This is a genomic window from Streptomyces sp. NPDC127190, assembly GCF_042672505.1.
Taxonomy (GTDB): Bacteria; Actinomycetota; Actinomycetes; order Streptomycetales; family Streptomycetaceae; genus Streptomyces.
Genome location: NZ_JBHXVE010000006.1, coordinates 136683 through 162811 on the forward strand (window position 1 = coordinate 136683; position 26129 = coordinate 162811).

22 protein-coding genes and 1 pseudogene are annotated in these 26129 nt (G+C 75.1%); 10 read left to right on the plus strand and 13 right to left on the minus strand.

All coding sequences use genetic code 11. The features are described 5' to 3' along the window. Positions 1–136: 136 nt before the first annotated feature. The 6 genes from ACFVIU_RS12520 to ACFVIU_RS12545 form a co-directional block, all read right to left on the minus strand. Positions 137–1909 carry a hypothetical protein gene (locus tag ACFVIU_RS12520; RefSeq protein WP_385842320.1) on the minus strand — a complete coding sequence of 591 codons (1773 nt, stop codon included), beginning with the start codon at positions 1907–1909 and terminating at the stop codon, positions 137–139. Next, positions 1906–5691 (minus strand): DUF5682 family protein, encoded by a 3786-nt coding sequence (locus ACFVIU_RS12525; protein WP_385842321.1) that lies wholly within the window; start codon positions 5689–5691, stop codon positions 1906–1908. Before ACFVIU_RS12525 ends, ACFVIU_RS12520 begins: the two co-directional genes overlap by 4 nt. A gap of 135 nt (positions 5692–5826) precedes the next feature. Next, complete coding sequence (locus ACFVIU_RS12530; RefSeq protein WP_385842322.1) at positions 5827–7017, minus strand: AAA family ATPase; 1191 nt, start codon at positions 7015–7017, stop codon at positions 5827–5829. Between the two features lie 184 nt (positions 7018–7201). Continuing rightward, entirely contained in the window at positions 7202–12190 is a 4989-nt protein-coding gene (locus tag ACFVIU_RS12535; RefSeq protein WP_385842323.1) for a hypothetical protein, read from the minus strand. 133 nt (positions 12191–12323) lie between these two features. Beyond that, positions 12324–13178, minus strand: a complete 855-nt coding sequence (locus ACFVIU_RS12540; protein ID WP_385842324.1) for a DUF4132 domain-containing protein — start codon at positions 13176–13178, stop codon at positions 12324–12326. A gap of 150 nt (positions 13179–13328) precedes the next feature. Beyond that, on the minus strand, positions 13329–13724 hold the full coding sequence (locus ACFVIU_RS12545) for a DUF5997 family protein (protein WP_385842325.1): 396 nt from the start codon (positions 13722–13724) through the stop codon (positions 13329–13331). A 277-nt stretch (positions 13725–14001) separates the two neighbouring features. Between ACFVIU_RS12545 and ACFVIU_RS12550 the strand changes: the two genes are divergently transcribed. After that, complete coding sequence (locus ACFVIU_RS12550) at positions 14002–14823, plus strand: LysR family transcriptional regulator substrate-binding protein (protein ID WP_385842326.1); 822 nt, start codon at positions 14002–14004, stop codon at positions 14821–14823. A gap of 15 nt (positions 14824–14838) precedes the next feature. Here ACFVIU_RS12550 and ACFVIU_RS12555 read toward each other — a convergent pair whose 3' ends face one another. The 4 genes from ACFVIU_RS12555 to rpmB all read right to left on the minus strand — a co-directional run bounded on the left by ACFVIU_RS12555 (position 14839) and on the right by rpmB (position 17722). After that, positions 14839–16350 carry an MFS transporter gene (locus ACFVIU_RS12555; RefSeq protein ID WP_385842327.1) on the minus strand — a complete coding sequence of 504 codons (1512 nt, stop codon included), beginning with the start codon at positions 16348–16350 and terminating at the stop codon, positions 14839–14841. A gap of 109 nt (positions 16351–16459) precedes the next feature. Next, complete coding sequence (locus ACFVIU_RS12560) at positions 16460–16936, minus strand: Lrp/AsnC family transcriptional regulator (protein WP_385842328.1); 477 nt, start codon at positions 16934–16936, stop codon at positions 16460–16462. Positions 16937–17180: 244 nt separating this feature from the next. Continuing rightward, positions 17181–17486, minus strand: coding sequence for a 30S ribosomal protein S14 (gene rpsN, locus ACFVIU_RS12565; protein WP_385842329.1), 306 nt, complete (start codon positions 17484–17486; stop codon positions 17181–17183). Beyond that, on the minus strand, positions 17486–17722 hold the full coding sequence (rpmB, locus tag ACFVIU_RS12570; protein ID WP_385842330.1) for a 50S ribosomal protein L28: 237 nt from the start codon (positions 17720–17722) through the stop codon (positions 17486–17488). Before rpmB ends, rpsN begins: the two co-directional genes overlap by 1 nt. Positions 17723–17802: 80 nt before the next feature. Here rpmB and rpmG point away from each other — a divergent pair, with 80 nt between their 5' ends. Genes rpmG through rpsR form a run of 4 tightly spaced genes read left to right on the plus strand, consistent with a single transcriptional unit; the run spans position 17803 to position 19659 of the window. Next, the gene (gene rpmG, locus ACFVIU_RS12575) at positions 17803–17967 is read left to right on the plus strand and encodes a 50S ribosomal protein L33 (RefSeq protein ID WP_385842331.1); all 165 of its coding nucleotides are present in this window, start codon (positions 17803–17805) and stop codon (positions 17965–17967) included. Between the two features lie 5 nt (positions 17968–17972). Continuing rightward, a complete protein-coding gene (locus ACFVIU_RS12580; protein WP_385842332.1) occupies positions 17973–18230 on the plus strand; it encodes a type B 50S ribosomal protein L31 in 258 nt (85 codons plus the stop codon). Next, positions 18227–19396 (plus strand): GTP-binding protein, encoded by a 1170-nt coding sequence (locus tag ACFVIU_RS12585; protein ID WP_385842333.1) that lies wholly within the window; start codon positions 18227–18229, stop codon positions 19394–19396. Before ACFVIU_RS12580 ends, ACFVIU_RS12585 begins: the two co-directional genes overlap by 4 nt. Positions 19397–19416: 20 nt before the next feature. Continuing rightward, positions 19417–19659: a 30S ribosomal protein S18 gene (gene rpsR, locus ACFVIU_RS12590; RefSeq protein WP_385842334.1), complete on the plus strand. Its 243-nt coding sequence runs from the start codon at positions 19417–19419 to the stop codon at positions 19657–19659. Positions 19660–20201: 542 nt separating this feature from the next. Here the strand turns inward: rpsR and ACFVIU_RS12595 are convergent. From ACFVIU_RS12595 to ACFVIU_RS12605, 3 genes and pseudogenes are all read right to left on the minus strand, one after another. Beyond that, positions 20202–20351, minus strand: a pseudogene (locus ACFVIU_RS12595) ((2Fe-2S) ferredoxin domain-containing protein); the annotation flags it as partial. A 221-nt stretch (positions 20352–20572) separates the two neighbouring features. After that, on the minus strand, positions 20573–20791 hold the full coding sequence (locus tag ACFVIU_RS12600) for a helix-turn-helix transcriptional regulator (RefSeq protein WP_385842335.1): 219 nt from the start codon (positions 20789–20791) through the stop codon (positions 20573–20575). 9 nt (positions 20792–20800) lie between these two features. Further along, a complete protein-coding gene (locus tag ACFVIU_RS12605; protein WP_385842336.1) occupies positions 20801–21208 on the minus strand; it encodes a hypothetical protein in 408 nt (135 codons plus the stop codon). Positions 21209–21438: 230 nt separating this feature from the next. Here ACFVIU_RS12605 and ACFVIU_RS12610 point away from each other — a divergent pair, with 230 nt between their 5' ends. From ACFVIU_RS12610 to ACFVIU_RS12630, 5 genes are all read left to right on the plus strand, one after another. Next, the gene (locus ACFVIU_RS12610) at positions 21439–21669 is read left to right on the plus strand and encodes a hypothetical protein (protein WP_385842337.1); all 231 of its coding nucleotides are present in this window, start codon (positions 21439–21441) and stop codon (positions 21667–21669) included. Beyond that, a complete protein-coding gene (locus ACFVIU_RS12615; RefSeq protein ID WP_385842338.1) occupies positions 21669–23954 on the plus strand; it encodes a heavy metal translocating P-type ATPase in 2286 nt (761 codons plus the stop codon). Before ACFVIU_RS12610 ends, ACFVIU_RS12615 begins: the two co-directional genes overlap by 1 nt. Beyond that, a complete protein-coding gene (locus ACFVIU_RS12620; RefSeq protein ID WP_385842339.1) occupies positions 23951–24469 on the plus strand; it encodes a copper chaperone PCu(A)C in 519 nt (172 codons plus the stop codon). The genes ACFVIU_RS12615 and ACFVIU_RS12620 overlap by 4 nt, the downstream gene beginning before the upstream one ends. 76 nt (positions 24470–24545) lie before the next feature. Further along, complete coding sequence (locus tag ACFVIU_RS12625) at positions 24546–25208, plus strand: hypothetical protein (RefSeq protein ID WP_385842340.1); 663 nt, start codon at positions 24546–24548, stop codon at positions 25206–25208. A gap of 197 nt (positions 25209–25405) precedes the next feature. Next, positions 25406–26011 carry a sigma-70 family RNA polymerase sigma factor gene (locus ACFVIU_RS12630; RefSeq protein ID WP_385842341.1) on the plus strand — a complete coding sequence of 202 codons (606 nt, stop codon included), beginning with the start codon at positions 25406–25408 and terminating at the stop codon, positions 26009–26011. Positions 26012–26129 lie beyond the last annotated feature (118 nt).

Below are 26129 nucleotides of genomic sequence, written 5' to 3' on the forward strand. Positions count from 1 at the left end.
CCCCCCGCTTCCCTGACGATCTCAGGCCGACCGTAGCGCGGGCGTCACCGACGGCGCAGGGCTGCTCGAGAACCGGTCCCCCTATCGGATCGGACCCCTCCCCGCCCGCCTCGGTGACGCCCGTCATGTCGCCTGCTCACTCCACCTCACCCGACCACGCGGCGACGCACAGCGCCCGGTCCAGCTCCTCGGTGTAGCGGGCCGCCGCCAGCCAGGCCCGGGCGAACCGGTCCGGGTCGGCCGGCAGGAGCCTGCCGAAGACATCGCGGGAGCGCTCGGCCGCCGCCGCGTGCAGCTCCTCGAGCAGCTCGCCCGCCGTCGCGAGCCCGGCCCGCCCGAGGCGCCGTACGTCCGCGGCCGTGTCACCGGGGAAGGAGAGCACCCGCCGGCCGCCCGCCACCGCCTGCTGGACCCGGCGGCGCAGCAGATGGACCGGTGCTTCTTCCGGGGTCGGCACGGTCTGCTGCCGGGTGGCGCCGGTGGCGGGCAGGTCGACGCGCTGGAGGCGGTCCAGGCCCAGGTCGACACGGGCGCCGGGCACGGTCGGATGCTCGGCCGCAAGAAGCAGGGCCCGGGCGTGCGGGGCCGCAGCGAGCCGGGCGACGATCCGCAGCCTGCTGCCCCGGGCGGCGGTCAGCAGCCGCAGATTGTCCCGGTACGCGAGCGCGGGGTCGTCGTGCGCTGCCGTCAGCCGCACCAGGACGCCACCGCACTCGGCGAGCAGACAGGCGCCCGCCGCCTCGGCCGCCGTACCGACGAGCGTGACCTCCAGGAAGAGCAGCCCGGGACCGCCCGCCTGCGCGCCGGCGACCTGCTCGGTCACCGGAACCGCCCACAGCCGGTCCAGCGGCTCCGCGCGCCAGTCGGCACCCGAGGCCCGGACCGCCCGGACCCCGGCGCCCGCGCCGAGCCGCCCGGTGGGCGAGACGGTCGCCCCTGTCACCGCGAGACCCGCGCGGGACAGCTCGCGGTGGGTCAGCGCCGTGTCGCCGATCCGCACCGTGCGGTCGGCGGCGCCCGTCGCGCGCCCGGCCCCGCCCGGAGCCACGTCGGACACCTGGTAGAGGCGGCCCTCGGCGTCGGCGGTCCAGGTGACGGCGCCCGCGTGACCGCTCGCGGTGAGGACCGGCTCGGAGAAGAGGCCGTACAGCCGCAGCGCGCCGTCCGGGCGGTACGGCTGCCGTGCCGTCCCGCGCAGCATGTCCAGCTCGGCACCGGTGGCGTGGCGGAGCCGGTGGGCGACCGACAGCACGTCCCGCAGGGCCGCCACCAGGTCGGCGAGGCGGAACGCCGGGTCGGCCGAACGCCCCGCGCGGAGCGCGGTGACCACGGAGACGGAGGTGGCGGCGGCCCGGTGCAGCCCGGCGAGCCGTGCGGTGTGCGCGGCCCGCAGCAAGGCGGCCTGGAGCACCGCGCCCGCGCCGTCGGTACCGGCCTCGAGCACGGCGGCCGCGGCGTCGTGCACCGCGCGGGCGGCGGCGGTCTGTGGGGGCGTGGCCGCAGTCTTTGAGGCGGCCGCGGTTTCCTGCGCGGCCGGTGGCTCGGGTGCGTCGTCCGCGACGGTCGTGGAGTCCTGCCGTACGGCGACGGTGTCGGTGTCGGCGATCGGGGCCGCCGACGCCACCGCGGCGCGGTGGAGGCAGTCCGGGGCCAGCAGACAGCCGCACCGGATCGCGTCCGCACGCGTCACCGTGGAGCCGGGCGCGTGCAGCACGAGATCCGTGTCGTCGTCGACGGCGAGCCGCACGGTGTCGCCGTCGCGGACCACGGGACGGCCGGCCAGCTTGGCGATGCCCGCGTCCAGGCGCTTGCGCAGCCGGGGCGTGAGCGCGGCGACGAGTTCGGCGGTCACGGACGGGGCGACCGCGGGCAGTCCGGCACCGGTCTGTGGGGTGGCTTCCGGGTTCATGTGATCTTCTCCCCTACCCAGCGGGCGAGTTCGAGCGGGCTGAGCGCGGCGACCGGCATACCCGCGGCGACCAACCGGCCCGCCACCCCGGTGGAGTACCGGGGGCGGCCCGCGTCGTCGAGGCTCGCGCAGCCCAGCACGTGGCAGCCGGCGCCGACCAGCGCCCGCACCTCGGCGAGGAGCCCGCCCAGCGGGTAGCCCTCCTCGAAGTCGCTGACCACCACGACGAGCGTGCGCGAGGGTACGGTGACCAGTTTGCGCGCGTGCCGCAGCCCGGCGGCGATGTGCGTACCGCCGCCCACCCGCACCTCCAGCAGCAGGGACAACGGGTCCGCGACATGGTCGGTCAGATCGATCACCTCGGTGGAGAACGCCAGGAAGTGCGTGGACAGGGTGGGCACCCCGGCCAGCACCGACGCGGTGAGCGCCGCCCAGATCGTGGACGCCTCCATGGAGCCCGACACATCGGTGACCAGGATCAGCCGCCAGTCGGCCGCGCGCCGGGCGCGGCTGCGGAACACGGGACGCTCCGGTACGACCCGGACCGTGCCGTCCGGCAACCGGCGGGCGGTCGCCAGGTTGGCCCGCAGCGTGCGGGGCAGATCGAGGCCGCCGCCCGGGCGCCGGCTCGGGCGGGGCAGCGTGGTGCCGTGCAGGGCCGGGCGGAGCCGGGTCGCCAACTCCCGGCTCAGCGCGTCGACCAGGCGCCGCACCAGCGGTCGCAGTGCGGCCAGCCGCGCCTCGGGCAGGCCACCCGCGTGCCGCAGCACCGAGCGCAGCAGGTCGACGGAGGGCCGTACGGCGTCCGGGTCCAGCTCCGCGAACACGTCCTGGCGTCCGGCCGCCGCGGCCGCCGCCAGCACTTCCTCACGGATGCCGGGCCCGAACAGGGCGGCCAGTTCCTCCGACCACTCCCGCGCCCCGGGATACGACCTCTCGCGTCCGCCGCCGCGGTGGGAGAGGTCCCCGCGGCTGCCCTCGCCCCGGCCGCTGCCGTACAGCTCGTCCAGCGCGGTCGCGAACGGCCGGGCGGATACCGGCAGTTGGTCGCTGCGCCGGCCGAGCACCAGACGCCAGCGGTCGGCCGGGGTCAGCCGCCGCTCGCCGTCCGACGCGGCGGGCGCGGTCCCCGGGGCATCGCCGGCGGCCTGTCCCGGGGCTTCCCCCGCGGCTTTCGCAGTGGGTTCGCCCGGGGCTGCGATCGAGGCTCGCTCCCGGTCGACCGCCGTCCTCCCCTCGCCGGTCGCGTCCGCCGAAGCGCCCTTCGCCGGGGCGGCGGTCGGCAGGAGCCCCAGCGCGTCCAGTGCCGCGCGGGCTGCGAGATCGGCTCGGGTCCACCGGGCCAGGGCCGCGGGCGTGACGGCACCCGTTCCGTCCGGACGTACGCCGTCCAGCCGCTGCTCCACGGCGGTCAGCAGCCGCTCCCGGGCAGCCGGGCTGAGCGTGTCGAAGCCGTCGCGCAGCGCCGGGAGCCGGTCCAGGAAATCCTGGTCGGACAGGTCCGACACCCGGTTCAGCAGCGGCTCCACGGCGGGCGCCGCCGACTCCAGCAGCGGTCCGGCCGCGGTCAGCAGACCGGCCAGCCGCGCGCTCAGCGCCGACCGGCCCGCCGGATCGCAGGCACCGTCCACCCAGGAGGCCACCCGGTCGCCGAACACCCGGGCCTCCTCCTGCCCCAGCAGCACCCGTACGGCCCCGGCGGCGCCGCGCATCAGCGGCGAACCGCCGGCCGCGAGCCGCGCGAGCGCGTCCGTCAGCCGGATGCCACCCTCTCTGTCCGCACGGTGCGCCAGCTCCAGCAGGGCGTGGGCGTCTGCCGGGTCCTCGGAACCGGTGAGCCCGTCGACCTGGCGCACCGCGGCGGCCGTCAGCAGCCCCGCGACGGCCGTCGCCCGCGCCGTACGCGCTCCGTCACCGCCGAGTCCGGCGATGTGCCCGGCGCACAGCCGGTCCAACAGGGCCAGTCCGGCGAGGAGTTCGGGCAGCGTGCCGGAGTCCGGCAGCACCTCGGCGAGCTCCTCCAGCCGCTCGTCGGCCAGCGCGGGCAGCCCGCACTCCGCGGCCTGTGCCAGCCCCTGGAGGGACTGCGCGGCGGTGGGCCCGCCCTCGTCCCGCTCCGTGCGCCGCCGCTGCCGCAGCACCCCCTCCGCGGCCTGTGCCGGAGTCACCCCGCGCACCGCTGCCGCGGTCAGCATCGCCGCCGTGGCCGGGGTCCAGCGCACCTCCCAGCGGGAGGTGAGCGCGTCGGCGCCGCCGGTGCCCGTCACCGCCTTGGGCTCCGCGTACGGCACCGAGCACGCTGTCAGGCGGCGCAGCAGCAGCTCGCGGCGGCGGTCCAGCTCCGAGCGGAGCGGGTCCAGGCGCAGGTCCCGCGCGCTGCCCGGGCCGGACTCGGCCGGGCCCGGCAGCCCCAGCGCCGCCAGCTCCGCCTCGACCGCCGGGGCCAGCCCGCTGCGCGGCGCGTCCGGCGCCGGCCGTCCGGTCCGTGTTCCGACGAGCACCTTCTCCATGGCCCGGGCGACGGCCCGCCCCCGGCCGTGCGGTTCGCCCTGGGCGAGGACCGTCTGCACCGCCTCGACCAGCTCGCCGCGGCCCGCCGCGGGCAGCCCCCGCAGCCGCGCCAGATCGCCGGCGACCCGCGCGATCTCGCGCGCGTCGGCGGGGCCCGAGGGGTGTCCCAGGGAGCGCAACTCGGCGCACACCCGCACGGCGGCCCGGGTCAGCGCCTCCGCCAGCGCGCCGGGATCACCGGCCGCGTCCAGCACCAGGTGCTGCCACTCCGGGTCGCGGATCCCGGCCGGGTAACCGGAGCGCTCGTCCAGCAGCGGGTAGCTGTACGGGATGAGCGAGGTCGTCCAGGCAGCGGGGGAGGCCTCCGCCGGGCGGTTCGGTCCGCCCCGGCCGCGTTCCGCTGTCGTCGTGTCCGCCCGGGAGCCCGTCGCCCGAGCCGTCTTTGTGAGTTCCTGCCGCACCTCCCCGGCCGCGGGGACCAGTGCCGGGGCGTGGAAGGCGCCGATCACCAGGGCGGCGCGCTCCCCGTGTGCCGTGGCCGCCGCCAGCCGCGCGCGCATCCACCGTTCCCGCCGCAGATCCAGCTCCGGCACCCCGCCCGCGGCCTCCGCCTCCGCCCGCAGCGCCCAACCGGTCAGCAGTGCGGCGCGCCGCAGCGCCTCCGGCGTGGAACCGGGCGCGGGGGCCTCGACCAGCCGGTCCCACAGATCGTCCCCGGGGCGCCCGGTGAGGCGGGCGCGCAGCGCGGCGCCGAGCCCGGCCACGCCCGGGCCCCCGGCCGTGGAGCCGCTCTCCGGCTCCGGCCCGCCGACGGATGCCGGGTCACCTCCCGCCGTATCACCGGGTGTGCCACGCTCCCCGCCGGCCTCCGTGCCGGACTGCCCGCCCGGCTCCCCACCGGACTCCGCCGGCCCCGCCCACGCCCGGTCCGCCAGCGGCAGATCGCAGGCGATCACCGGGACGCCGCGCCGCGCGGCCCAGCGCACGGCCGCGAGTTCCGGAGAGAAGTCGGCGAAGGGATAGAACGCCGGTCCACCGCCCCCGCCCCCGGCCCCGGCCCCGGGCACGGGCGCGGCCGCCAGAGCCACCGGGGCCCGGGTCTCCTCATGGGCGAGCCAGGGAAGCCAGTCCTGCACCTCGGCGGGCAGTTCGACCAGCAGCACATCCGGCCCGGCCGCGTCCAGCAGCGCGGGCACGGCCGCGGCCAGGGACGGAGCATGGTGCCGTACGCCGATGAGGTACGGCCCCGCCGGGTCGGTCAGGGCCGCCACGGCCGCCTCGGGAGGTGCCGGGGCAGCGGTCGTGCCAGCGGCGGGAGGCGTCGGGGCAGCGGTCGTGCCCCCGGCGGGAGGCGTCGGGGCGGCGGTCGTGCCACCGGCGGGAGGGGAGACAGGGGACACGGTGCTTCAGCCCTCCAGGACCGTGCGCAGGTCCCACAGCGTGCGCCAGGTCGCCGCGCCCTGTTCGGCCCGGCGCCGCACCGGACCGTCCCAGTAGCCGCGCAGCCGCGCCGCGTCCGCCGGGTCGTCCTTGTGCACCACCCCGAGCAGATGGCCGGGCAGCAGCGCCAGGACGTCACGGTCCCCCGGGAAGTAGGCCGCGGCCAGGGCCAGCGCGCCCGCCACGGACACCGCCTCCGCCGTGCTCATCACCGTGGACGGCCGCTCCACCTCCCAGCCCTCCGCCGACCGGCCCTCGCGCAGATCGCGGAAGACGGTCACCAGGGCCTCCAGAACCGCGTCGTCGACCTGGAAGGGCGCGCCCGACCGGGCCACCGACGCCCGGGCCTGGCCGCGCACCAGCGCCACCTCGGCGTCGAGGTCGGAAATGGGCCCCACCGTCTCGAAGTTGAAGCGGCGTTTGAGCGCGGCCGACATCTCCGAGACACCCTTGTCCCGCAGGTTGGCGGTCGCGATGAGGTTGAAGCCCGGCGCCGCATGAGCCAGCGCCTCCTCGGAGCCCGCCAGTTCGGGCACCGCGATGCGCCGCTCGGACAGCAGGGACACCAGGGAGTCCTGCACCTCGGGCAGGCAGCGGGTGACCTCCTCGACGCGGGCGATCGCCCCCCGGGTCATCGCCGTGAGCACCGGCGACGGCACCAGCGCCTGCCGGCTGGGCCCCTGGGCGAGCAACAGGGCGTAGTTCCAGCCGTACTTGAGCTGGTCCTCGGTGGTACCGGCCGTACCCTGCACGACCAGCCCGCTGGTGCCGCAGACGGCGGCCGACAGCAGCTCCGACAGCATCGACTTGGCGGTACCGGGCTCGCCGACGAGCAGCAGGCCCCGTTCCCCGGCCAGCGTGACGACGCACCGCTCCACCAGGGCCCGGTCGCCGACGAACTTTCCGGTGATCTCCAGCCGGCGCGGCACTCCCTGAGGCGCCTCCACGTCGTCCGGCAGCTGCAGCGCCCGGCCCTCGCTGCCCACGACGAACGTGACGACGGCACGGGGCGTCAGCCGCCAGGCGGGCGGCCGCGGACCCTGGTCATGGGCGGCGAGGAAGGCCAGCTCGGTGGCGTACCGGTCCTCGGGCGGGACGATCTGCCGGGCCGCCGCTGCGGGCTGCGGCGCGGGGTCGGAGACGACGGCGGTGGTCATGGGCGGGGATCCTTCGAGACGGCGCGGACGGCAGAGCCGACGGCAGGGGCGAGGGCAGGGGTGCGGAAAGGGGCGGCGAGCGGGGTGCGGACGGCACGGAGGGCCGCCGTACCGGCACGCCGGCCTCGGGCAGCGGGACCGCAGGCACGCGAACGGCGGGCGGGCGGCAGCGGAGACGGCCCGCTCATCGGCGCCGCCCCCTTCTGGTCGCCCGGGTGGTCAGCTCCTCGTACGCCGGCGCGTCGCCCGCGCGGACCCGGGCCCAGGCGCGGCCGAACAGCTCGGGCACCGGCAGCAGCGGTATCGCGCGCAGACGGCCGATCGGGTACAGGCCCTCCTTCCACGTCTCCACCGGCAGCGCGGGCGACTTCAGGTCCCGCCAGCCGCCGGGCAGGAACAGGCTCCGCCCGGCGCGCGGCCGCTTCGCCTCCACGACCAGGTCGGTCGCGGCCAGTTCGGCGCGGGCCTTCCTCAGCCGCGCGGGCTTCCAGCCGGTCCAGCGGGCGCAGTTGCGGTCCGTCGGATCGGGCAGGGCCAGCAACTGGAGGTAGAGCCCGGCCGCGTCGGCACCCAGGCCATGCGCCGCGGCGACCTCGGCGACCAGCTCCGGCACGCTCGTGGCCGGGTCCTGCGCATACCCCGCGGGGCCCTCGGCGCCGACCGCGACGGCCCGCTCCAGCTCGGCGCCGAGAAGGGTGCGCAGAGCCCGCAGACCGCTTCCGCGCTCCGGTCCCACCAGGCCCTCCAGCAGCCCGAACACCGGGTCGTCGGCCCCGGTGAGCCCGGCCGGCCGGATCTGCACCGTCTCCGTGTCGCGGTACCAGGGGCGCAGCACGATGGCCGCGCCGACCCGGGTCAGTCCGTGCGCGTCGGCGCCGCCGGTCTCCGGCAGCCCGTACGCCTTGCGCACCTCCACCGCCGTGGGGCCGCCCTTCTCCGTCATCTCGACACCCAGCCCGAGCAGCAGTTCGGGGTCGGTCATCCGCTGGCGCACGGCGGCGAGTCCCGCAGGCAGCGCGGACCGCAGCGGGTGGCCGTACGGCAGGCCGTAGGCCAGCGCGGCGAGCCCCCGCACGGCGTTCCCCAGGTCGTACCGGCCCGGTACCGCCGCGGGGTCCTCCGGCACCAGGGTGCCGTCCTTGTCCGGCCGCAGCACCGTGGTCCGGCTCAGCCAGGGCGTGAGGGAGGGATTGAGCACGTCGTCGGCGTATCCGACGCCCAGCCCGGCCAGCTCCTCCCGGACGTCCTCCGGCACCCGCACCAGGGAGCCGAACCGCTCGGCCCACACCCGGCCCGCGGCCTCGGTGTCCGGTCCCGTCGTCCACAGGGCTGCGGGGTCCGCGGGCAGCAGCGCGCCCATCAGTTCTGTCCGGCCGCCTGCGTCCAGCCCCTGCAACAGCCGCTCGCCGAGTTCCCGCTGCCGGGGCTTGAGCCCGAGGGCGGTCAGGCCGTCGGTGTGGGGCTCGCGCGGCTGACCGGCGAGCAGCACGGCCGCCTGGAGCGGGCCGAGCCCGCCGCCGGTCGCCGCCACCAGTGCCGCGGGCGCCTCGGACGGCCAGGGCGCGGCGCCTTTCGCCCGGATCAGACGGGTGACGGCGGCCAGGTCCTCGGCGGAGATCCCCGGCTCGTAGTGCGCCTCCGCGTGCAGCGTGAAGTGGGCGACCCGGCCGAACGCCCCGGACGGATCGTGGTCCACCGCCAGCCAGTTGACCCCGCCCCGCTGCACGTCGATGTTCTGGCAGCCGAGGATCACCACCGTGCGCCCCGCGCGGCGCAGCACCTGCCCGGCGCGCTGCTGGTGGTCGTACGGCTCGTTCAGCAGGAGGGTGCGGAGCGTGCCGCCGGCCGTGGCGAGCGGTCCTTCGGCGAGGGCCTCCAACAGCAGCAGCAGCGGCTCCCGCTGGGCGTCGGTCAGGGCCGCCGAGGTGGCCCGGTAGGCCAGTGCGCGCAAGCGCCCCAGCAGGCTCGGCCATGCCAGCCCGGCGTCCGGGACGGTGTACGGCTCGCCGGTCCAGCCGTCGCCGAGGTTGCCCAGCCGCTTGGCGTCGGGCAGCGGGGTGCCGTCGGCGGGATGGCCGGACAGCACATGGTTGACCGCGCGGATCTGGCGCAGTGCGCTCCACTGCTCGGGCCGCCACCAGCCCTGGACCCCGCCGAAGCCGGAGACGGCCTCCAACAGGCCGCGGTCGTCGCCGTGTTCGGGGCTGTAGTCGGCGAACATGCCCTCCGTCCGGTTGCGCGGCTGCCGTGGCCGCTCCTGCGGGGGGTTGGCGAAGGCGGTGGCCGACTCGGCGACGCGCAGCCCGTACCGGACCAGGGCGGCGACGCCGGCGCGCAGCCGCTCGTCGGCCAGGGCGGGCAGCGCGGCGGCCACCGCGCACACGGCCACCGTGTCCACGGCCGGTACGGCGGCCTTGGCGGCCTCGTCGTCACCGGCGCGGGCCAGCTCCTCCTGCCGTACGGCCAGTGCCTCGGCCGTGCTCCGCAGCAGCTGCGCGGCCTGTGCGTCGGTCAGGGCGCGCAGCACGGCCGAGGCCTGCGTGTCGCGGGGGCGCAGCGCGTGCCAGTAGGGCAGCGGGGGCACCAGCCGGGTGCCGGCGGCGAAGTCGCCGCCCCCGCTGTTCGGCGACACGCGGCCCAGTTCACCGGCAGCGGCGTCGTCGCCCGCGAACAGCGCCACATGCCGGGGGGTCTGGGCGACGACGGGCTCGACGCCGCCGGGCAGCCGCAGCGCCCCCAGGGGAACGACCCGCCAGCCGTCCACCACCCCGGGCAGCGACACGGTCCGCCCGTCCGCCGTCCCGGCGGTGCGGCGCAGTCCGGTGCCCTTGCCCTCGGTGCGCACCCAGCGCCCGAGCACCGTGCCGTCGGTGCCGAACGGGCTGTTCTCCAGGCCCGGTTGCAGCGGCAGCACCTCGCACCGGCCGGGCAGCAGCTCGGCGTCCTCGCGGATGCCGGCGCGCAGCAGCGCGGGCAGCGACGCACGGCCGTGCGTGCCGGTGGCCGGGTCGTACTCCAGCCAGACCGTCTGCCGGCCCTGGCGGCCCTGACGCCAGTACGTGGTGCCGTCCCCGAGGACCGAGCGGGTCGGCGGCAGCACCGTGTCGCCGGCGTGCAGGGTGCGGCCGCCGCTCGCGCGGCCGCCGCGGGGCAGCGGGATCGAGGGGACGATCGTCTCGTTGCCGGACCACCAGGACGGCAGCTGTTCGCCGCCGAGTTCGAACACCTCGGCGGGCCGGGCCGACCAGTAGCCGTACTGCTTGCCGCCGTGCCGCCACATCACCAGCAGCTCGCCGTCCACGTACCGGTAGCGGGGGCGCTGCCAGCGGTCCAGCTCCTGCGGCAGCCGCAGTGCGTGGTCGAGCAGCACCCGGTCCGGGCCGACCACGACCACCCTGCGCCTGCGGCACAGGATCAGCGCGGGCCAGGCCTCGTGGACGGCCAGCGAGGTGTCCTCGCCCTTAGCGCCCTGCTCCGTGTCGAGCAGGGCGAGCGCCTCCTCCAGGGCGGGCCAGCCCAGCTCGTCCAGGATGCCGGCCCGCAGCGTGCGGCCCAGCAGCGGAGCCGTGTCGTGTCCGGCGATCCGGGCCACGGCCGCCGGGCTGACCTCGGCCGCGACCGTCCGGAACGGCCGGAGCCGGTCGAGTGCCGCACGCGCACCGGGCAGGCCCACCGCGCGCGTGTACGCGACGGCGGTCTCCTCCAGCCACTCGCGCAGCACCTCGGACAGCACCGGGTGGCCGGCGACCGATGCCAGCAGCTCACCGGACCGCTGGTGTCCGCCGGTCTTCTCCACGGCCTGGTGCAGCAGCCGCCGGAAGCGGGGATCGGCCGCGACGGCGGTGAGGTCGCGCCGGCCGTCGCGGGTGTCGCCCAGCCACTCGGCCAGCGGCAGGAACATCCTGTCGTCGCCCTCCGGGACGGTGAGCGGGACGCCCTCGGCCACGCACAGGTCCAGCAGGTCGACATCGGCGCCGGGATGCCAGCCGCCGGCGAACAGGTCCACCGGGCGGCCCGCGGCCCGCAGCAACGGCACCATGCGCCCGGCCAGCGCCAGCGTGGCGGGGGAGCGCCACGACCACGAGCCGCCGTGCTTGCGGAAGGACGCCCACCGGGTCAGCCAGCCGGCCGGATCGACGCCGTGCTCCGCGGCCGCCGCCGGGTCGGTCAGCAGCCGGTCCGCGCCGGTCTCCGCGAGCAGCGTCAGCCAGAACTCGTCGTCCTCGACCTTCCGGCCGAGCCCGGCCGGCATGATCTCCAGCAGCCGCACCCGGATCTCCGGCCGGCGGTCGGCCAGGACCGGCAGCACCGCGCGGTAGGCGGTCCAGAAGGAGGCGGGCGCCCGGAGGGCCGCGGGCGAGGCGAGCAGGTCGGCGACGAGCGCGCACTCCTCGGTGACCCGGTCCAGGCCCGCGCCCCTGATCAGCCCGCGCGCGTCCTGCGGCAGCGAGGCGTACGGCGGCGTACCGGCGGCGCACCGCTCCACCGTCAGCTGCCGGAACTGCGCCCAGGCGGCGGCCGGGTCGAGCCGCGCGGTGAGGTCCTTCACATACTGCTTGAGGGCCTTCACGGTCAGCGCCCCGGCGAAGGCGAACTCCAGGAACACCGCGCGCTGCCGCTCCTCGTCCACCGCGAGCGCGTGCACCCGCTCGGCCTCGCGGGCCTTGCCGAAGAACGCGGCGGCGTAGGTGGTGTTCTCCTGCTGGAGGAAGACCCGCGCGGCCTGTTCGTAGAACGTCGGCAGGAAGTGCGGCACCGCCCGCCCGAGCCGCTCGCCCAGCGCCTCGAAGCCGTCCTTGGCCGTGCCCGGGCGGGAGGCGGCCTGCCGGGCGAGCCGCTCCATGTCCTGCACCAGGGCCAGCGCGTGGTGCCCGTTGGCCGGGTCGTGGACCAGCGCCCAGGCCGGGAAGCCCAGGGTCTCCCGGCGCACCTGGCCGACCTCGGGTGTCTCCGGCTCCCGGACCAGTCCCAGGAACTCCAGTGCCAGGTCCTCGGCCTCGCCCAGCGTGCCGGGCACCAGCCGGACCACCCGGCGGCCGTCCAGCGCGGGGTGCGTGTAGGTGCGGACGGTGAGCAGGTCGGCGTCCTCGCGGTCGGGGGGGGGCCGGGGGGGCCCCCCCCCCCCCCCCCCCCCCCCCGGGGGCGCGGGGGGGGGGGGGTGGCCCGCCGGCATGGCGCCCGCGGCGCGCGCGCCACGGCGCCCCCCCCCGGCACCCCCCCCCCCCCCCGCCGCGCCCCCCCCGCCCCCCCCCCCGCCCCCGCGTCCAGCAGCGCGGCGGCCGTGTTCTCGTCGTACTCGCCGTACGTCATGCCGCCTGCTCCTCGTCCTCGACGTCCCGCCCGGCGTACAGCCCGGCCGCCATGCGCATGCCCTCGGACCAGGCCACCGGCCCGACCTGGCCCAGCGTCAGTACGCGGCCTGCCGGGTCGGCCCACAGCAGGGGGCCGGTCTCGGTCTCGTCGTAGCCCTCGTAGTCGCCGACCCACACGCGGGCCTCGACGCTGCGACCGTCCTCCACCACGGGACACACGGCGTAGCCGCCGCGCACCCGATGGCCGAGCCGGGCCGCCCTGCCGGTGAGGAAGCGCAGCTCCTTGAAGGAGCCGCCCGCGTACTCCTCGACCTGCTTCGCCTCGGCGTCGAACACCTCGGGGCGGTGCCAGACCTCGCGGAACAGCTGCTGGACCTTCTGCTCCACACCCAGTTCGACGGCGAACTCGCGCAGCTCCTCCAGCTCCTCCAGGAGGACCGGGTGCGGGATGCGGACCAGCTCGGGGCTGATGCGGACGGTGTCGCCGTCGAGGTCGACGAGGCCGAGACCGCGCTCGGGGTCGGCGTCCCGCAGGAAGCCGGCGACCCGGCCGTCCGCGCCGGTGACGACGAGGTCGCGCAGCGCGGCCTGCCAGGCGGGGTCGGGCCACACGCGCGTGAGGACGGCGAGCGGCACCGGCAGCGAGCGGATCATCCACCGCTCGGCATCCTCCAGACACTGCCGTTCGTGCCGCTCCAGCCACTCGGTCAGCTGCCTGAGCCCCACCACGGCCGGATCGTCGGCGATCTTGGGCGGGACCGACTTCAGCAACCGCCCGGCCGCGTTGCGGCAGACCACCTTTCCGCTGTCGAGGGCGACCTCGTAGTCGCCGGCCGACACCCACCCCATCCGAGCCTCCCGCACCCGCAGTGATCAAGTGCCGGGAACTCTAGGGCAGGCCACTGACAACGCCCCCGGGGCCTGGGGACAAGGGAACGCACGCGGTCAGCACGATGCCCCCAGCGCCGACGGCGGTGGGGGCATCGGGGACGCCGGGTGTCAGGGGCGGGCCTGCTCGGCGCGCTCGGCCTGCTGCTTCTTGATCCGCGCCGTCTCCTTGCGGACCTCGGCCTGCGTCGCGCGCTCCTTCTCCAGCCACTCGGGCTGCTCCTGCTTGAGCGCCTCGATCTGCTCGGTGGTCAGCGCGTCGGTGATCCCGCCGCGCGCGAGCCCGGAGATGGACACGCCCAGCTTCGCGGCGACCACGGGACGCGGGTGGGGGCCGTTGCGCCGCAGCTCGCGCAGCCACTCCGGGGGATCGGCCTGCAACTCGTTCAGCTCGGCGCGGGTGACCACGCCCTCCTGGAACGAGGCGGGGGTGGCGGGGAGGTACACACCCAGCTTCTTCGCCGCGGTCGCGGGCTTCATCGTCTGGGTGCTCTGCTGCGAACTCATGCCTCCAGGGTATCGGCCGGACAGGCCCTGCCCGACCGCGGCGGGCGAGCGCGCCCGGGGGCCGCGGCGGGTGACGGCGGTCGGGGCCGTGGCCGGTGACGGCGGCCAGGGCCGGGGCGGGTGACGGTGGCGGGGCTGTGGCCGGTGTCGGCGGTCGGGGCCGTGGCGGGTGCCGGTGGCCGATGGCCGGTGCCGTGGCGGGTGCCCGTGGCCGGTGCCGGAGGTCGCGGCCGTGGCCGGTGACGGTGCTGTCGGACACGCCCGGTAACCTGGCCTGGTGACAGGCTCGGAGGAATCACCGTCGTTCCGGCTCGCGTACGTCCCCGGAGTGACGCCCGCCAAGTGGGTGAAGGTCTGGCACGAACGCCTGCCCGACATCCCGCTCACTCTCGTCCAGGCCCCCGCCGCCGAGGCCCCGGAACTGATGCGCGCGGGCGAGGCGGACGCGGGTCTGGTACGGCTGCCCGTCGACCGCGCCTACTTCAGCGCGATCCCCCTCTACACCGAGACCACCGTGGTCATCGTCCCCAAGGACCACGTGATCACGGCGGCGGACGAGGTCACCCTCGCCGACCTCGCCGACGAGGTGCTCTTCCACCCCCTGGACGACGTCTTCGACTGGGACGCCCCGCCCGGCGAGCCCGCCTTCGAACGGCCCGCCACGACGCCGGACGCGATCGAGCTGGTCGCGGCGAACGTCGGCCTCCTGGTCGTGCCGCAGTCCCTGGCCCGCCTCTACCACCGCCGCGACCTCACCTACCGCCCGGTCGTCGACGCCCCCCAGTCCAGCGTCGCCCTGTCCTGGCCCGAGGAGGCCACGACCGACCTGGTGGAGGACTTCATCGGCATCGTCCGCGGACGCACGGTCAACAGCACCCGGGGCCGTACGGCGGCCGGCGTTCCGGCCGGGCAGCAGGGCAAGCGCACCCAGCAGGGCGGCGGCACCCGGCCCAAGCAGGGGCAGGCCAAGCAAGGCCAGACGAAGCAGGGCCAGGCCAAGCAGGGCCAGGGCAAGTCGGCGGGACGCGATGCGCGGGGCCGCGCGGCCGGCGCCAAGCCCACCGCCCCCAGGCGGGGCAAGCCGCGCCGCCGGTCGTAGCGGCCGGGGAGCCCTTCAGGGCGCCGGGTCCGGTTCCTCCGGTCGCGGCCGGGCGCCCGGCGCACCGGTGCGCTCCGGCGTACCGCCGTGCTCCGGATACGGCGGCGTCCGGCGGCCCCGCAGGTCGGCCACTGCCAGCCCGAGTGCCACCACGATGATTCCCACGGCGGTGAGCAGCCCCAGTTGCAGGGCGGTCGCGGCGCTGCCGTGGTTGGCCAGATGCGCGAAGTACACCGCGCCCACCGCGGCGATCCCGGCCGCGGAACCGATCCGCTGGGCCGTCACCAGGACCCCGCCCGCCGCCCCGGCGCGCCGCACGGGGACGCCGGCCAGCGTGAGGGTGGTGTTGGGCGAGATCGTCACCCCCGAGCCGAGCCCGGCGACCAGCAGCGGCAGCGCCGCCACCGGCGCCGCACCCCGCCCCGGCACCAGCTGCACGGCCGCGATCACCCCGAGCAGGCCCAGCGCCACCCCGGCCAGCCCGGCGATCACCAGCCTGCGGCCGTGGCGGACCACCATCCGGCCGCTCACCGCCGCCCCGACGGCCGAGCCGATCGCGAAGGGCAGCGAGGACAGCCCCGCCGCGAGCGCGCCGTAGCCGACCCCGTTCTGGAGGAACAGCGTGTAGACGAAGAACACGGTGGTGAAGCCCGCGAAGTACACCAGGTTCAGCAGCACGCCCAGCGAGAACGACCGCTGCGCGAACAGCGCCAGATCGAGCAGCGGCGCCCGCCCGAGCCGTCCCTGTCGCCGCTCCCACCCCCAGAACAGGCCCAACAGCACCGCGGCCACCGGCAGCAGGGCCCACTTCTCCCGCCCGGTCCACTGCTGCTCCTGCACCAGCGGCAGCATCAGAGCGAGCACGCCCGCGCCGAGCAGCAGCACGCCCGGCAGGTCGAGGCTCTCCCGCCCGCCGGTCCGGGCCGGTGAGCGGGGCAGCAGGCGCAGCGCCGCGATGAAGGCGGCCAGGCCGATCGGCAGGTTGACGTAGAACACCCAGCGCCAGCCGTCGCCGGTGCCGAACACCTGGATCAGCAGACCGCCCAGCGGCGGCCCCACCGCGGTGGAGATCCCGACGACGCTGCCCAGCATGCCGAAGGCCCGGGCCCGCTCGGGGCCGCCCTGGAACATCTGCTGGATCAGCCCGGTGGTCTGCGGTGCGACGATGCCCGACGCCGCGCCCTGGAGCAGCCGGAAGAGCACCAGCCAGCCGGCGCCGGGCGCCAGCCCGCACGCCACCGAGGCCACGGTGAACAGGGCCAGTCCGAACAGGAACGCCTCGCGCCGGCCGCGCAGGTCCCCGAGCCGGCCCGCCGGGACCAGGGCGAGGCCGAAGGTGAGGGCGTACCCCGAGACCACCCACGACAGATCGGCCGGGGCGGCGCCCAGCCCGCGCTCCATCGAGGGCAGCGCCACGTTCACGATCGAGCTGTCGAGCAGCGTCATGAAGCCCGCCGTCAGACAGACCCCGAGCGCCTTCCACCGTCGCCGGTCGCCGGTGTCCGGCCGGGTCTGAGAGATGGTCATGGGGCCACGCTAGGCAGCCACCAGGCACAACGCACGGAAGGAAGCGTTCCGCGCGCGTCGGCCGACCGGCCGCCGAAGGTCGCCGAGGGGCCGCCCGGAGCGCCGGGCGTCAGCCGCGCGAGGCCCGGCCGACCGACTCCACCAGAGGCAGCAGCCGGTAGGGGACGCGTTCGCGCAGCGCGACCTCGGTCCGGGTGCGGACGACGCCCGGCAGGCTGATCAGCTTCTGGATCACGTCCTCCAGATGGGCGTTGTCCCGGCCCACCACACGGGCGAGCAGATCTCCGCCGCCCGTGATCGAGAAGGCCTCCACGATCTCCGGTACGGCGGCCAGCGCGTCGCCCACGTCGTCCAGATGGCCCTGGGTGACCTCGATGTGCACGAACGCCAGCACCGGATGGCCCAGGGCGGCGGGGGAGAGGGAGGGGCCGGTGCCGGTGATCACGCCATCCCGCTCCAGCCGGTCCAGGCGGGCCTGGAGCGTGCCGCGGGCCACCCCGAGGATCCGGGCGTACTCGCGCACGCTGGTGCGCGGCTGCTCCAGCAGCAGTCTGAGGATGCGGGTGTCGAGTTCGTCCACGGCCATGATGGACGACTGTACCAATGGCTCATCGGTCGGGCGCGGCCGTAACCCTCCGACCTGGTCCGATGGCGATTCCGGCCGGTGCGCGCGACTCGGCCCGGCTGATCCATTGGTCCAGTGATCCGGCTGTCACATGAGCCAGTGACCCGGGGGACGCTCTCATGGACGGGTCGATGGCGCTGCGCACCCCGCCCTTCCCCGCACGCGGGAGCCGTTCGCGTGCGGGGTGGGCCTCTGGCGTGCCGGGTTACCAGCTGCTCTTGGTCACGCCAGGCAGCTCGCCCGCGTGGGCCATCTCGCGTACGCGGATGCGGGACAGGCCGAAGGTGCGCAGGTAACCGCGGGGGCGGCCGTCCACGGAGTCGCGATTGCGCACGCGGGTGGCGCTGGCGTCGCGCGGCTGTCGGCGGAGTTCCCGCTGGGCGGCGGCGCGTTCTTCGTCGGAGCTTCCGGGGAACGCGATGATCGCCTTCAACGCGGCACGGCGCGCGGCGTATCGGGCCACGATGAGGCGCCGCTGCTCATTCTTGGCGATCTTGCTCTTCTTCGCCATCAGACCTTCCCTCCCCGGGCGCGGATGCGGGCCACCGCGGCCTCGATGCCGATCGCGTCGACCGTCTTGATGCCCTTGGCCGAGAGCGTGAGCCGGACATGGCGGCCTTCGCTCGGCAACCAGTAGCGCTTGCTCTGGATGTTGGGGTCGAAGCGGCGCTTGCTGCGCCGGTGCGAGTGGGAGATGTGGTGGCCGAAGCCGGGCTGCCGGCCGGTGAGTTGGCAGTGGGCGGACACGACTGTTCCTCCTTGGCGTGGATGCGGCACCACAGTAGCGCTAGATGAAAATGAAAACCAATCTCTTGTATGGTGTGCACATGGCCCGTAACGAACTGCGCCCGATCATCAAGCTGAGGTCCACCGCCGGCACCGGCTACACCTACGTGACCCGCAAGAACCGCCGTAACAACCCCGACCGGCTCACCCTGCGCAAGTACGACCCGGCCGCCGGCCGCCACGTCGACTTCCGAGAGGAACGCTGAAAGCCGTGAAGCCCGGAATCCACCCCGAGTACCGCCCGGTCGTCTTCCGTGACCGGGCCGCCGACTACGCCTTCCTCACCCGGTCGACCGCCACCAGCGACAAGACCGTCGAGTGGGAGGACGGCAGCACCTATCCGGTCATCGACGTCGAGATCTCCTCGGCGAGCCACCCCTTCTACACCGGCACCCAGCGGGTCCTGGACACCGCGGGCCGGGTCGAGCGCTTCGAGCGACGCTACGGTCACGGAGGGCGGAAGCCGTGAGCGGGGGAGGGGCGCGGCTTCCGGTCGCGATCGTCGCCGGCTTGCACGCCGACGCCCGCCGGACCGCCGTAGCGGAGATCCTGCGTACGGTCCCCGGCTCGGTGGCGCTGCATCACGACCTGACGTCCGCCGTGGACAGCGCGGTGCACCGGACGGTGCGCGACGCCGACGGCCTGCGGGGCAGTGGTGACGCACCCCTGGTGAACGACTGCGCGTGCTGCGCGCTGCGCGAGGACCTCGTCCCCGAACTGCTGCGGCTCGCGGCGGAGGGCAGGTACCGGCTGGCCGTCGTGGAACTGTGGGACTCCGTGGAACCACAGGCCATGGCCGCAGTCATCGCCGCCGCGGGCGCACCGCTGGCCCTGACCGGGGTCGCCACCGCGGTCGACCCGGCACTCGTCCTGCCGTACCTGTCCAACGGCGACGACCTGGCCGACGTCGGCCTCGCCGCCGCACCGACCGACCAGCGCACGGTCGCCGACACCTTCGCCCGGCAGCTGGAGTACCCCACGGTGATCGCCCTCGGCGACGACGATGCCTGCGGCGAGGTCGCCGACGACACCGACCGCGCGCTGCTCGCCCAGCTCACACCGGGCGCCCGCAGCGTACGGGTGGAGAGCGACGGAGCCCTGGGGGCAGCGCTGTTGGCGGGCTTCGACGTGGCAGCGGCCGCCGCCCGTGTGCATCCCGCGTGCGCGCTGCTGCCGCAGTCGTGCGACGAGCACGGTGTGAGCACCTTCGTCTGGCGGCGCGAACGGCCTTTCCATCCGCAGCGCCTGTACGCGGCCCTGGAGGACCTGACCTGCGCCGCCGCCCGCAGCCGTGGGCGGTTCTGGCTGGCGGACCACCCCGACACACTGCTGTCGTGGGAGGCTGCGGGCGGCGCGCTGTGCGTGGAGTCGGTCGGCCCCTGGCTGGCCGCCCTGCCCGACGCCGCCTGGGAGTTGGTGGCCGCCGAGCGCCGCCTTGCCGCCTCGGTGGACTGGCACCCGGAAATCGGCGACCGATGCCAGCACCTCACCTTCACCTCGCCGGGCCTGGACCGCGACGGCCTCCTGGCCCTGCTCGACTCATGCCTGCTCACCGACGACGAGTACGCGGCGGGCAGTGACCGCTGGAAACAACTCCCGCACGCCTTCGACGGCTTGCTCGACCCTGTGACCTGAAAGAGAGAACCGACCTCACCATGCCCCGACCCGCAAGCACCCGGCGGCAGACCGCCACGCGACAGCGCACCAACCCGCTGGACGCCGCCGGCATCATCTACATCGACTACAAGGACACCGATCTGCTCCGGAAGTTCATCTCCGACCGTGGAAAGATCCGCAGCCGTCGGGTGACCCATGTGACCCGTCAGCAGCAGCGGCAGATCGCGCGGGCCGTCAAGAACGCACGCGAGATGGCGCTCCTGCCCTACAGCTCCCGATAGTTCCGTACAGCTCCCGATAGGGCGATGGCCACCCGCCGTAGGCAGCAGAACCACCGAGGGTTCTGCATGCCATGGCGGGTGGCCTCGAAGGTGTCGGCACCTTCCGTTGTGCCCTGTACCGACAGCGGATCCGCCCCGGGTCCTCAGGGGCCTGCCACGAGTGCGGGATCCTCGTGCTCGCAGGTGTCGTCGATGCCGTAGGTGTCCCAGGCGGGGAACAGGTCCGTGGGCGGCAGGTGCTCGCCATCGGCCATGAGGCAGCCGTTCAGTGCCGCGTGGTGGCGACATCCGCGACGCTGGATGGAAATGATTTTCGGATCAATGGAGACGAAACCGTTGCCGTCTCTTGCCCGCGTGCGAACGGCTGCTCGGGGGCTGCGCAGGCAGGGGATGTGGCGTATGCCGTGGCTGGACAGGGCGCGCAGGAGCTGGCCGCGCTCATTCCTTGGAGGGCGGCGGGGTCTGGTCGTCGGTGAACTCCACTGCGCAGGACCGCAGTTCCCCGCTGAGGCGGGCGATGAGGTCGCAGGTGTACGGCAGGAAGGCCCGAGGCAGTCCGTCGTACGGATCCGGAAGCCGTGTTCCGCCGCGCCGGCGCGCAGCCGGTCCAGCGGCCAGGCGTGGTCGATGCCGGGGTGCTTGCGGGGATTGCCGCAGCAGCAGTCCCGGCATGCGACGAGCGTGCAGGGGCGGGGATGGCCGTTTGGGTCCCGGAGCGGTTCACAGCGCGTTCCGGGACGGAACGCCGTACGTCTGGATCCGGCCGTCCCGCCAGGTGACGGCCGGCAGGTGAGGGCCTGTCCAGGCCGGCGCCCCCACTGCCGCACCGGTGCCGTCCGGTTCGCGCACGGGCGCAGGCGTGCCTGTGTCGACGCCGGTCCCTGCACGTGACGTCCCGGCCATCCCTCACGTGTCAGGTGGGGTTGTCCGTCGTTTCCGGCCGGTCGGGGTGGAAGATCTCCTCGATGGTCAGGCCGAAGACGTCGGCGATGGTGAACGCCAGAGGCAGGCTGGGGTCGTACCGCTCGGTTTCGATGGCGTTGATGGCCTGCCGTGAGACGTGGCACCGGTCGGCCAGGTCGGCCTGGCTCCACCGGCGTGCCGCACGCAGTTCGCGGAGTCGGTTTTTCACAATGCTTCGTCACCGGTTCAGACGGGTGCGCAGGTCGGCGATCGTCATCCAGATGGCGACGCCGCCGAGGAGGATCACCTGCGCGAGCTGATGGAGCTGGATGATGCCCGCGGCGTCGAGCAGGGTGGCCGCTTGCAGCGCCACGAGGACTGCGGCGAACGCGATGGCCATGCTCTCCAGCTGGATCCTGCGCAGGTATTCGTCCGCGCGCCGGAAAGCCCGTAGCAGCACCCAGGCGATCGCGAGGGTGAAGACGGCGGTGGTGGCGATCCACCACGCCTTCTGGGCGGTGCTCTGATGAGGGTTGCTGCCCAGTGCCAGGGCTACCACGCCCAAAGTGGACACAGGTATGCCGTCGATGAGGACCGCGCGTCGGGCCGCGCGCGTCACCTGGTCCTGCTCTCCCTGTTGTGTCATGGCGATGAATGTAAAGTCTCCCTTCCATCAGGTCAAGCAAACCTGACTTGCTGGAAAGGGTGCCTTACATTTCGCGCCGCTCCGTCGCCGTGACCTCCGGACACAGGTGTCCCTCCCGTGACGCGGACCACAACATCGCTCCGGAACTCGACCCCCGAAGGCCCCGACTCCTGATGCAGTGCGGCTCGATCCGACCGACGCCGTAGGGACGTGATCTGGAGACGCGGTTGATGGACGAGGCCCGGCAAAACTCCTCCGGCGCAGGTGCGGTGGTGCGGAGACTCGTGCCTCCGCCCGCCCTGTGCGGATTCCTTCTCCTGCTGGCGCTGCTGTTCACGGCGTCGTACGCCGTCGGTGCCGCCGCGGGGCCCGTCGCCCCCGGCATGCACGGCACCGGCTCGGACCGGGGTGGGGGCGGCGGCACGGACGACATGGGGGACATGCACGGGGGTGGCCACTGATGGGTGGGGAACCGGTGGCCGTCGACCTGGTGACGACCGATCTGACCGTGGGCGGCATGACCTGTGCGGCCTGTGTGCGGCGCGTCGAGAAGCAGCTCGGCAAGGTGGACGGGGTCACGGCGACCGTGAATCTGGCCACCGGACGGGCGCGGGTGAGCCACCCGCCGCGGACCAGCCCCGAGGAACTCGTCGCCGCCGTCGAGAAGGCCGGCTACACCGCTGCCCTGCCCGAACCGCCCCAGCAGCCCGGGACCCGCGAGGGCGGGGACGCGGGCGAGCCCGGGGAAGCCCGCCAGGAGCGGGACCGGCTGCTGATCACCGCGTTGCTCGCGGTGCCCGTGCTGGTGCTGTCGATGGTGCCCGCGCTTCAGTTCCGCAACTGGCAGTGGCTGTGCTTCGTGCTGGCCGCGCCGGTCGCCGTCTGGGGCGCGTGGCCCTTCCATGTGCGTGCGGCGCGTGGGTTGCGGCATGCGGCGGCGACCATGGACACCCTGGTGTCGCTGGGTGTGGTGGCGTCCTTCTCCTGGTCCGCCTACGCGCTCTTCCTCGGCGGCGCAGGGGAACCCGGCATGCGGATGCCGTTCACTCTGGTGCCCGCGGCCGCGGCCGCGGCCGCGGACGGCGCGGCGCACCTCTATCTTGAAGCCGCTGTCGGTGTACCGCTGTTCGTCCTGGCGGGGCGGTGCCTGGAGGCGCGGGCCCGGCGCGGCACCGGTGCCGCGCTCAGGTCACTGGCTCGACTCGCCGCCAAAGAGGTGATGGTCCGCGAAGGCGACGACGAACGGCGCGTTCCCATCGAGTGGTTGCGGCCGGGGCAGGTCTTCGTCGTGCGGCCGGGGGAGCGCGTGGCCACCGACGGGCGGGTGACGGAGGGCAGTTCGGCCGTCGATCTGTCCTTGGTCACCGGGGAGAGCGAGCCCGTCGAGGTCGGGCCCGGGGCGGCGGTGGTCGGCGGCGCCGTCAACGCCGGCGGGCTGCTGCTGGTGAAGGCCACCGCCGTCGGCGCCGACACCCAGCTCGCCCGGATCACCCGGCTGGTGACCGAGGCCCAGGCCGGAAAGGCACGGGCGCAGCGGCTGGCCGACACGGTGGCGGGCGTCTTCGTCCCCGTCGTACTGACGCTGGCCGTCACCTGTCTCGGCTTCTGGCTCGGTGCCGGGGCCGATCCCCAGGCCGCCGTGACCGCGTGCGTGGCGGTGCTCGTCGTGGCCTGTCCGTGCGCGCTCGGCCTGGCCACACCGACCGCGCTGATGGCCGCGACCGGCCGCGGCGCACAACTGGGCGTCCTGGTCGGCGGAGCCCAGGCGCTGGAGGGGCTCCAGCACATCGACACGGTCGTCCTGGACAAGACCGGCACACTCACCTCCGGCCACATGACCGTCGCCCATGTCACCGTCGTACCCGGCGGACTGGGCAAGGAGGCGGTGCTGCGGCTGGCCGGTGCCGTCGAGCGCGGCTCGGAGCATCCCCTGGGCCGGGCGATCGTCTCCCACGCCCGGCGGCACCTCCCCGAGGGGCCGCTGCCGGACGTGAGCGAGTTCGCCGCCGCGCCGGGGCGGGGCGTGCGCGGCCTGGTCGAGGGCCGGCGGGTGGAAGTCCTCGCCCCGGACGGTGAGTTGCCCACCGCCCTGGCAGACGCGCTGGCGGTGGCCGAGGCCGCCGCCCACACCCCCGTCCTGGTCCGGGTGGACGGTACCGCCGAAGCCCTGATCGAGGTCGGAGACGTCGTACGGCCCGGAAGCTACCGGGCCGTGGACCGGCTACGGCGCCTCGGCGTGCGCCCGGTGCTCGCCACCGGTGACCGCGAGGCCCCCGCTCGGGCGGTGGCCGCGGCCCTGGGCGTCGACGAGGTGCACGCCGGCTGCACCCCCGAGGCCAAGGCCGAACTCGTCCGCGACCTGCGGGAGCAGGGCCGCCGCGTCGCGGTCGTCGGCGACGGGGTGAACGACGCCGCGGCCCTGGCCGGCGCCGACCTGGGCATCGCCATGGGCAGTGGCGCGGACGTGGCCATCGGGGCCGCCGACGTGACGTTGGTACGCGGGGACATCGAGGCGCTGGCGGACGCGGTCCGGCTCGCCCGGCGCACGCTGGGCACGATCCGGGCCAACCTCGTCTGGGCCTTCGGCTACAACGTCGTGACCGTGCCGCTCGCCATGGTCGGCCTGCTCAACCCGATGCTCGCCGCGGCGGCGATGTCGGTGAGTTCGCTGCTGGTCGTGGGCAACAGCCTGCGGCTGCGCGCCTGGCAGCCCAAGCCCGCACCCGCCCGGAGGCGTACCCGATGACGGAGAATCCCTGGCGACCCACGCGCCGTCGGCTGACCGACGCCCTTCTCGCCGCGCTCGCGCCGGTGGCCGCGTGCAGCCTCGCCCTGGGCGGGCTGGCGACCTGGGCCGGGGCCGGGAAGGCGGGCAGCCCGGCCCGGATCACCGTCTCGAACGGGCGCGTCCTGCTGCCGTACGGGGACAGCACGGACACCGCGGCGTTCTTCGACATCGCCAACGTCGGTGGCGCGGACGACCGGTTGGTGAGCGTGACGTCCTCCGCCGTGCACGGCCGGATCGCCCTCAGCGGGCATCGCATGCTGGGCGGCCGGGCCGCCTCCGCGGCGGACGTGACCTCGGCCGGCGTGCCCGCGGGCGGCGTGCTGTCGATGTCGCCGCGCGGTGTGGACGTGACGCTGCGGGCCGGGGCGGGCCGGCGGGTGGGTGACCTCGTGCCGTTCACGCTGCACTTCGAGCGCAGCGCGCCGGTCGAGACGGTCGCGGTGGTGGTCCGCCCGGGCGGCAGCAGTCTGTGATCGCCTTGAGTACGGTCCCCCTGGATGTCCGTACCCAGGCATGACGACCGAAGCCCGGATGCGAGGATGAGGCGCCATGACAGCAGGGTGGTGTGCTCGCGCGACACGGGCCGCGGTGTTCGCGGCCGTGTGCGTGCTGCTCGCTGCCCTGGGCCACGTCCTGATGTCCGGCAGCGACGTGCCCGCGTGGGCGCTGGCCGCCGGCGGGGCCGTGACCGGTTCCGTGGGCTGGTGTCTGGCAGGGCGTGAGCGCGGGCTGCCGTTGATCGTGACGGTCGTGGTCGCCGCTCAGACGGCGCTCCACGAGGCGTTCTCCTGCGCCCAGTCGACGTACGGCCCGTCCGGTGCCACCGCCGCCATGGACATGGGCGCGATGCGTATGGGCTCCATGGACATGGGCGCCATGCACATGGACCACACGGGCATGAGCCCCATGGGTCACATGGGGCACGCCATGGACAGCGGTTCGTCGTCGTCCGGCATGCTCGCCGCCCACCTGCTCGCCGCGGTGCTCAGTGGCCTGTGGCTGGCCTACGGCGAGAAGGCCGCATTCCGGATCCTGCGGGCGGCGGCCGGATGGCTGGCGGCGCCGCTGCGGTTGCTGCTGGCCCTGCCCCCTACTCCCGACCGTCCGGACGTCCGTCTGCGGCGCCGCCGCTCGGCCCGGGCACCGCGTCTTCTGCTCCTCGTCCACGCGATCACTTCTCGAGGTCCGCCCGTGGGAACGGCTGTCGTCTGAAGACAGCTGCTTTCCCGAGGCCGCCCGGCTCCCCGTGTGCGCCTCGGGCCACGGCCGTACGACCGCACAGGCGCTGTACGCCTGCATGGCGCGCTAGCGCCACTGCGACGCCGTAGGGCCGTCTCTTCCCCTTTCGCCGGACCGCGCGCTGCGGCGTGCCCTGGTCCGGATCACGGTTGACCCGAGAAGGACACCAGGTGATGACCTCTGCCCTGCCCACCTCGCGCGCCAGTAGCGACCGGAGCGACGAATCGATCACCGCGTGGGCGCTGGCCGCACGCGGCGGTGACGCGGACGCGGTCGAGCAGTTCGTGGGCGCCCTGCACCGGGACGTCCAGCGCTACGTCGCCCATCTCTGCGGGGATCCCCAGGCCGTCGACGACCTGGCACAGGACACGTTCCTGCGCGCGCTCGGCAGCCTGCACCGGTTCGAGGGTCGTTCCTCGGCCCGGGCGTGGCTGCTGTCCATCGCCCGCCGAGCGGTGATCGACAGCTACCGGTACGCCGCCGCCCGCCCGCGCCTCGCGGACGTACCGGACTGGCAGCTGGTCGCCGAACTGGCCCAGCCGCGCGACCTGCCCGGTTTCGACGACGGCATCGCCCTGCTGGATCTGCTGGCCTCGCTGCCCGACGACCGTCGGGACGCGTTCACCCTCACGCAGTTGCTCGGCCTGCCCTATGCGGAGGCCGCCGCGATCAGCGACTGCCCGATCGGCACCGTCCGTTCCCGCGTGGCCCGGGCCCGCGCAACGCTGATCGACCTGCTGGACGAGGCCGACCAGCCCGCCGCGCTGGCGGCCTGACGCTCCAGGAGGGTGGGCGGGGGGGGGGGGGGGCGCGGCCCCGCCCCCCCGCCCCCCGGGCCCCCCCGCCACCCCCACCCCCACCCGCACGCCCACACCCCCGGAAACGCACCCCCGC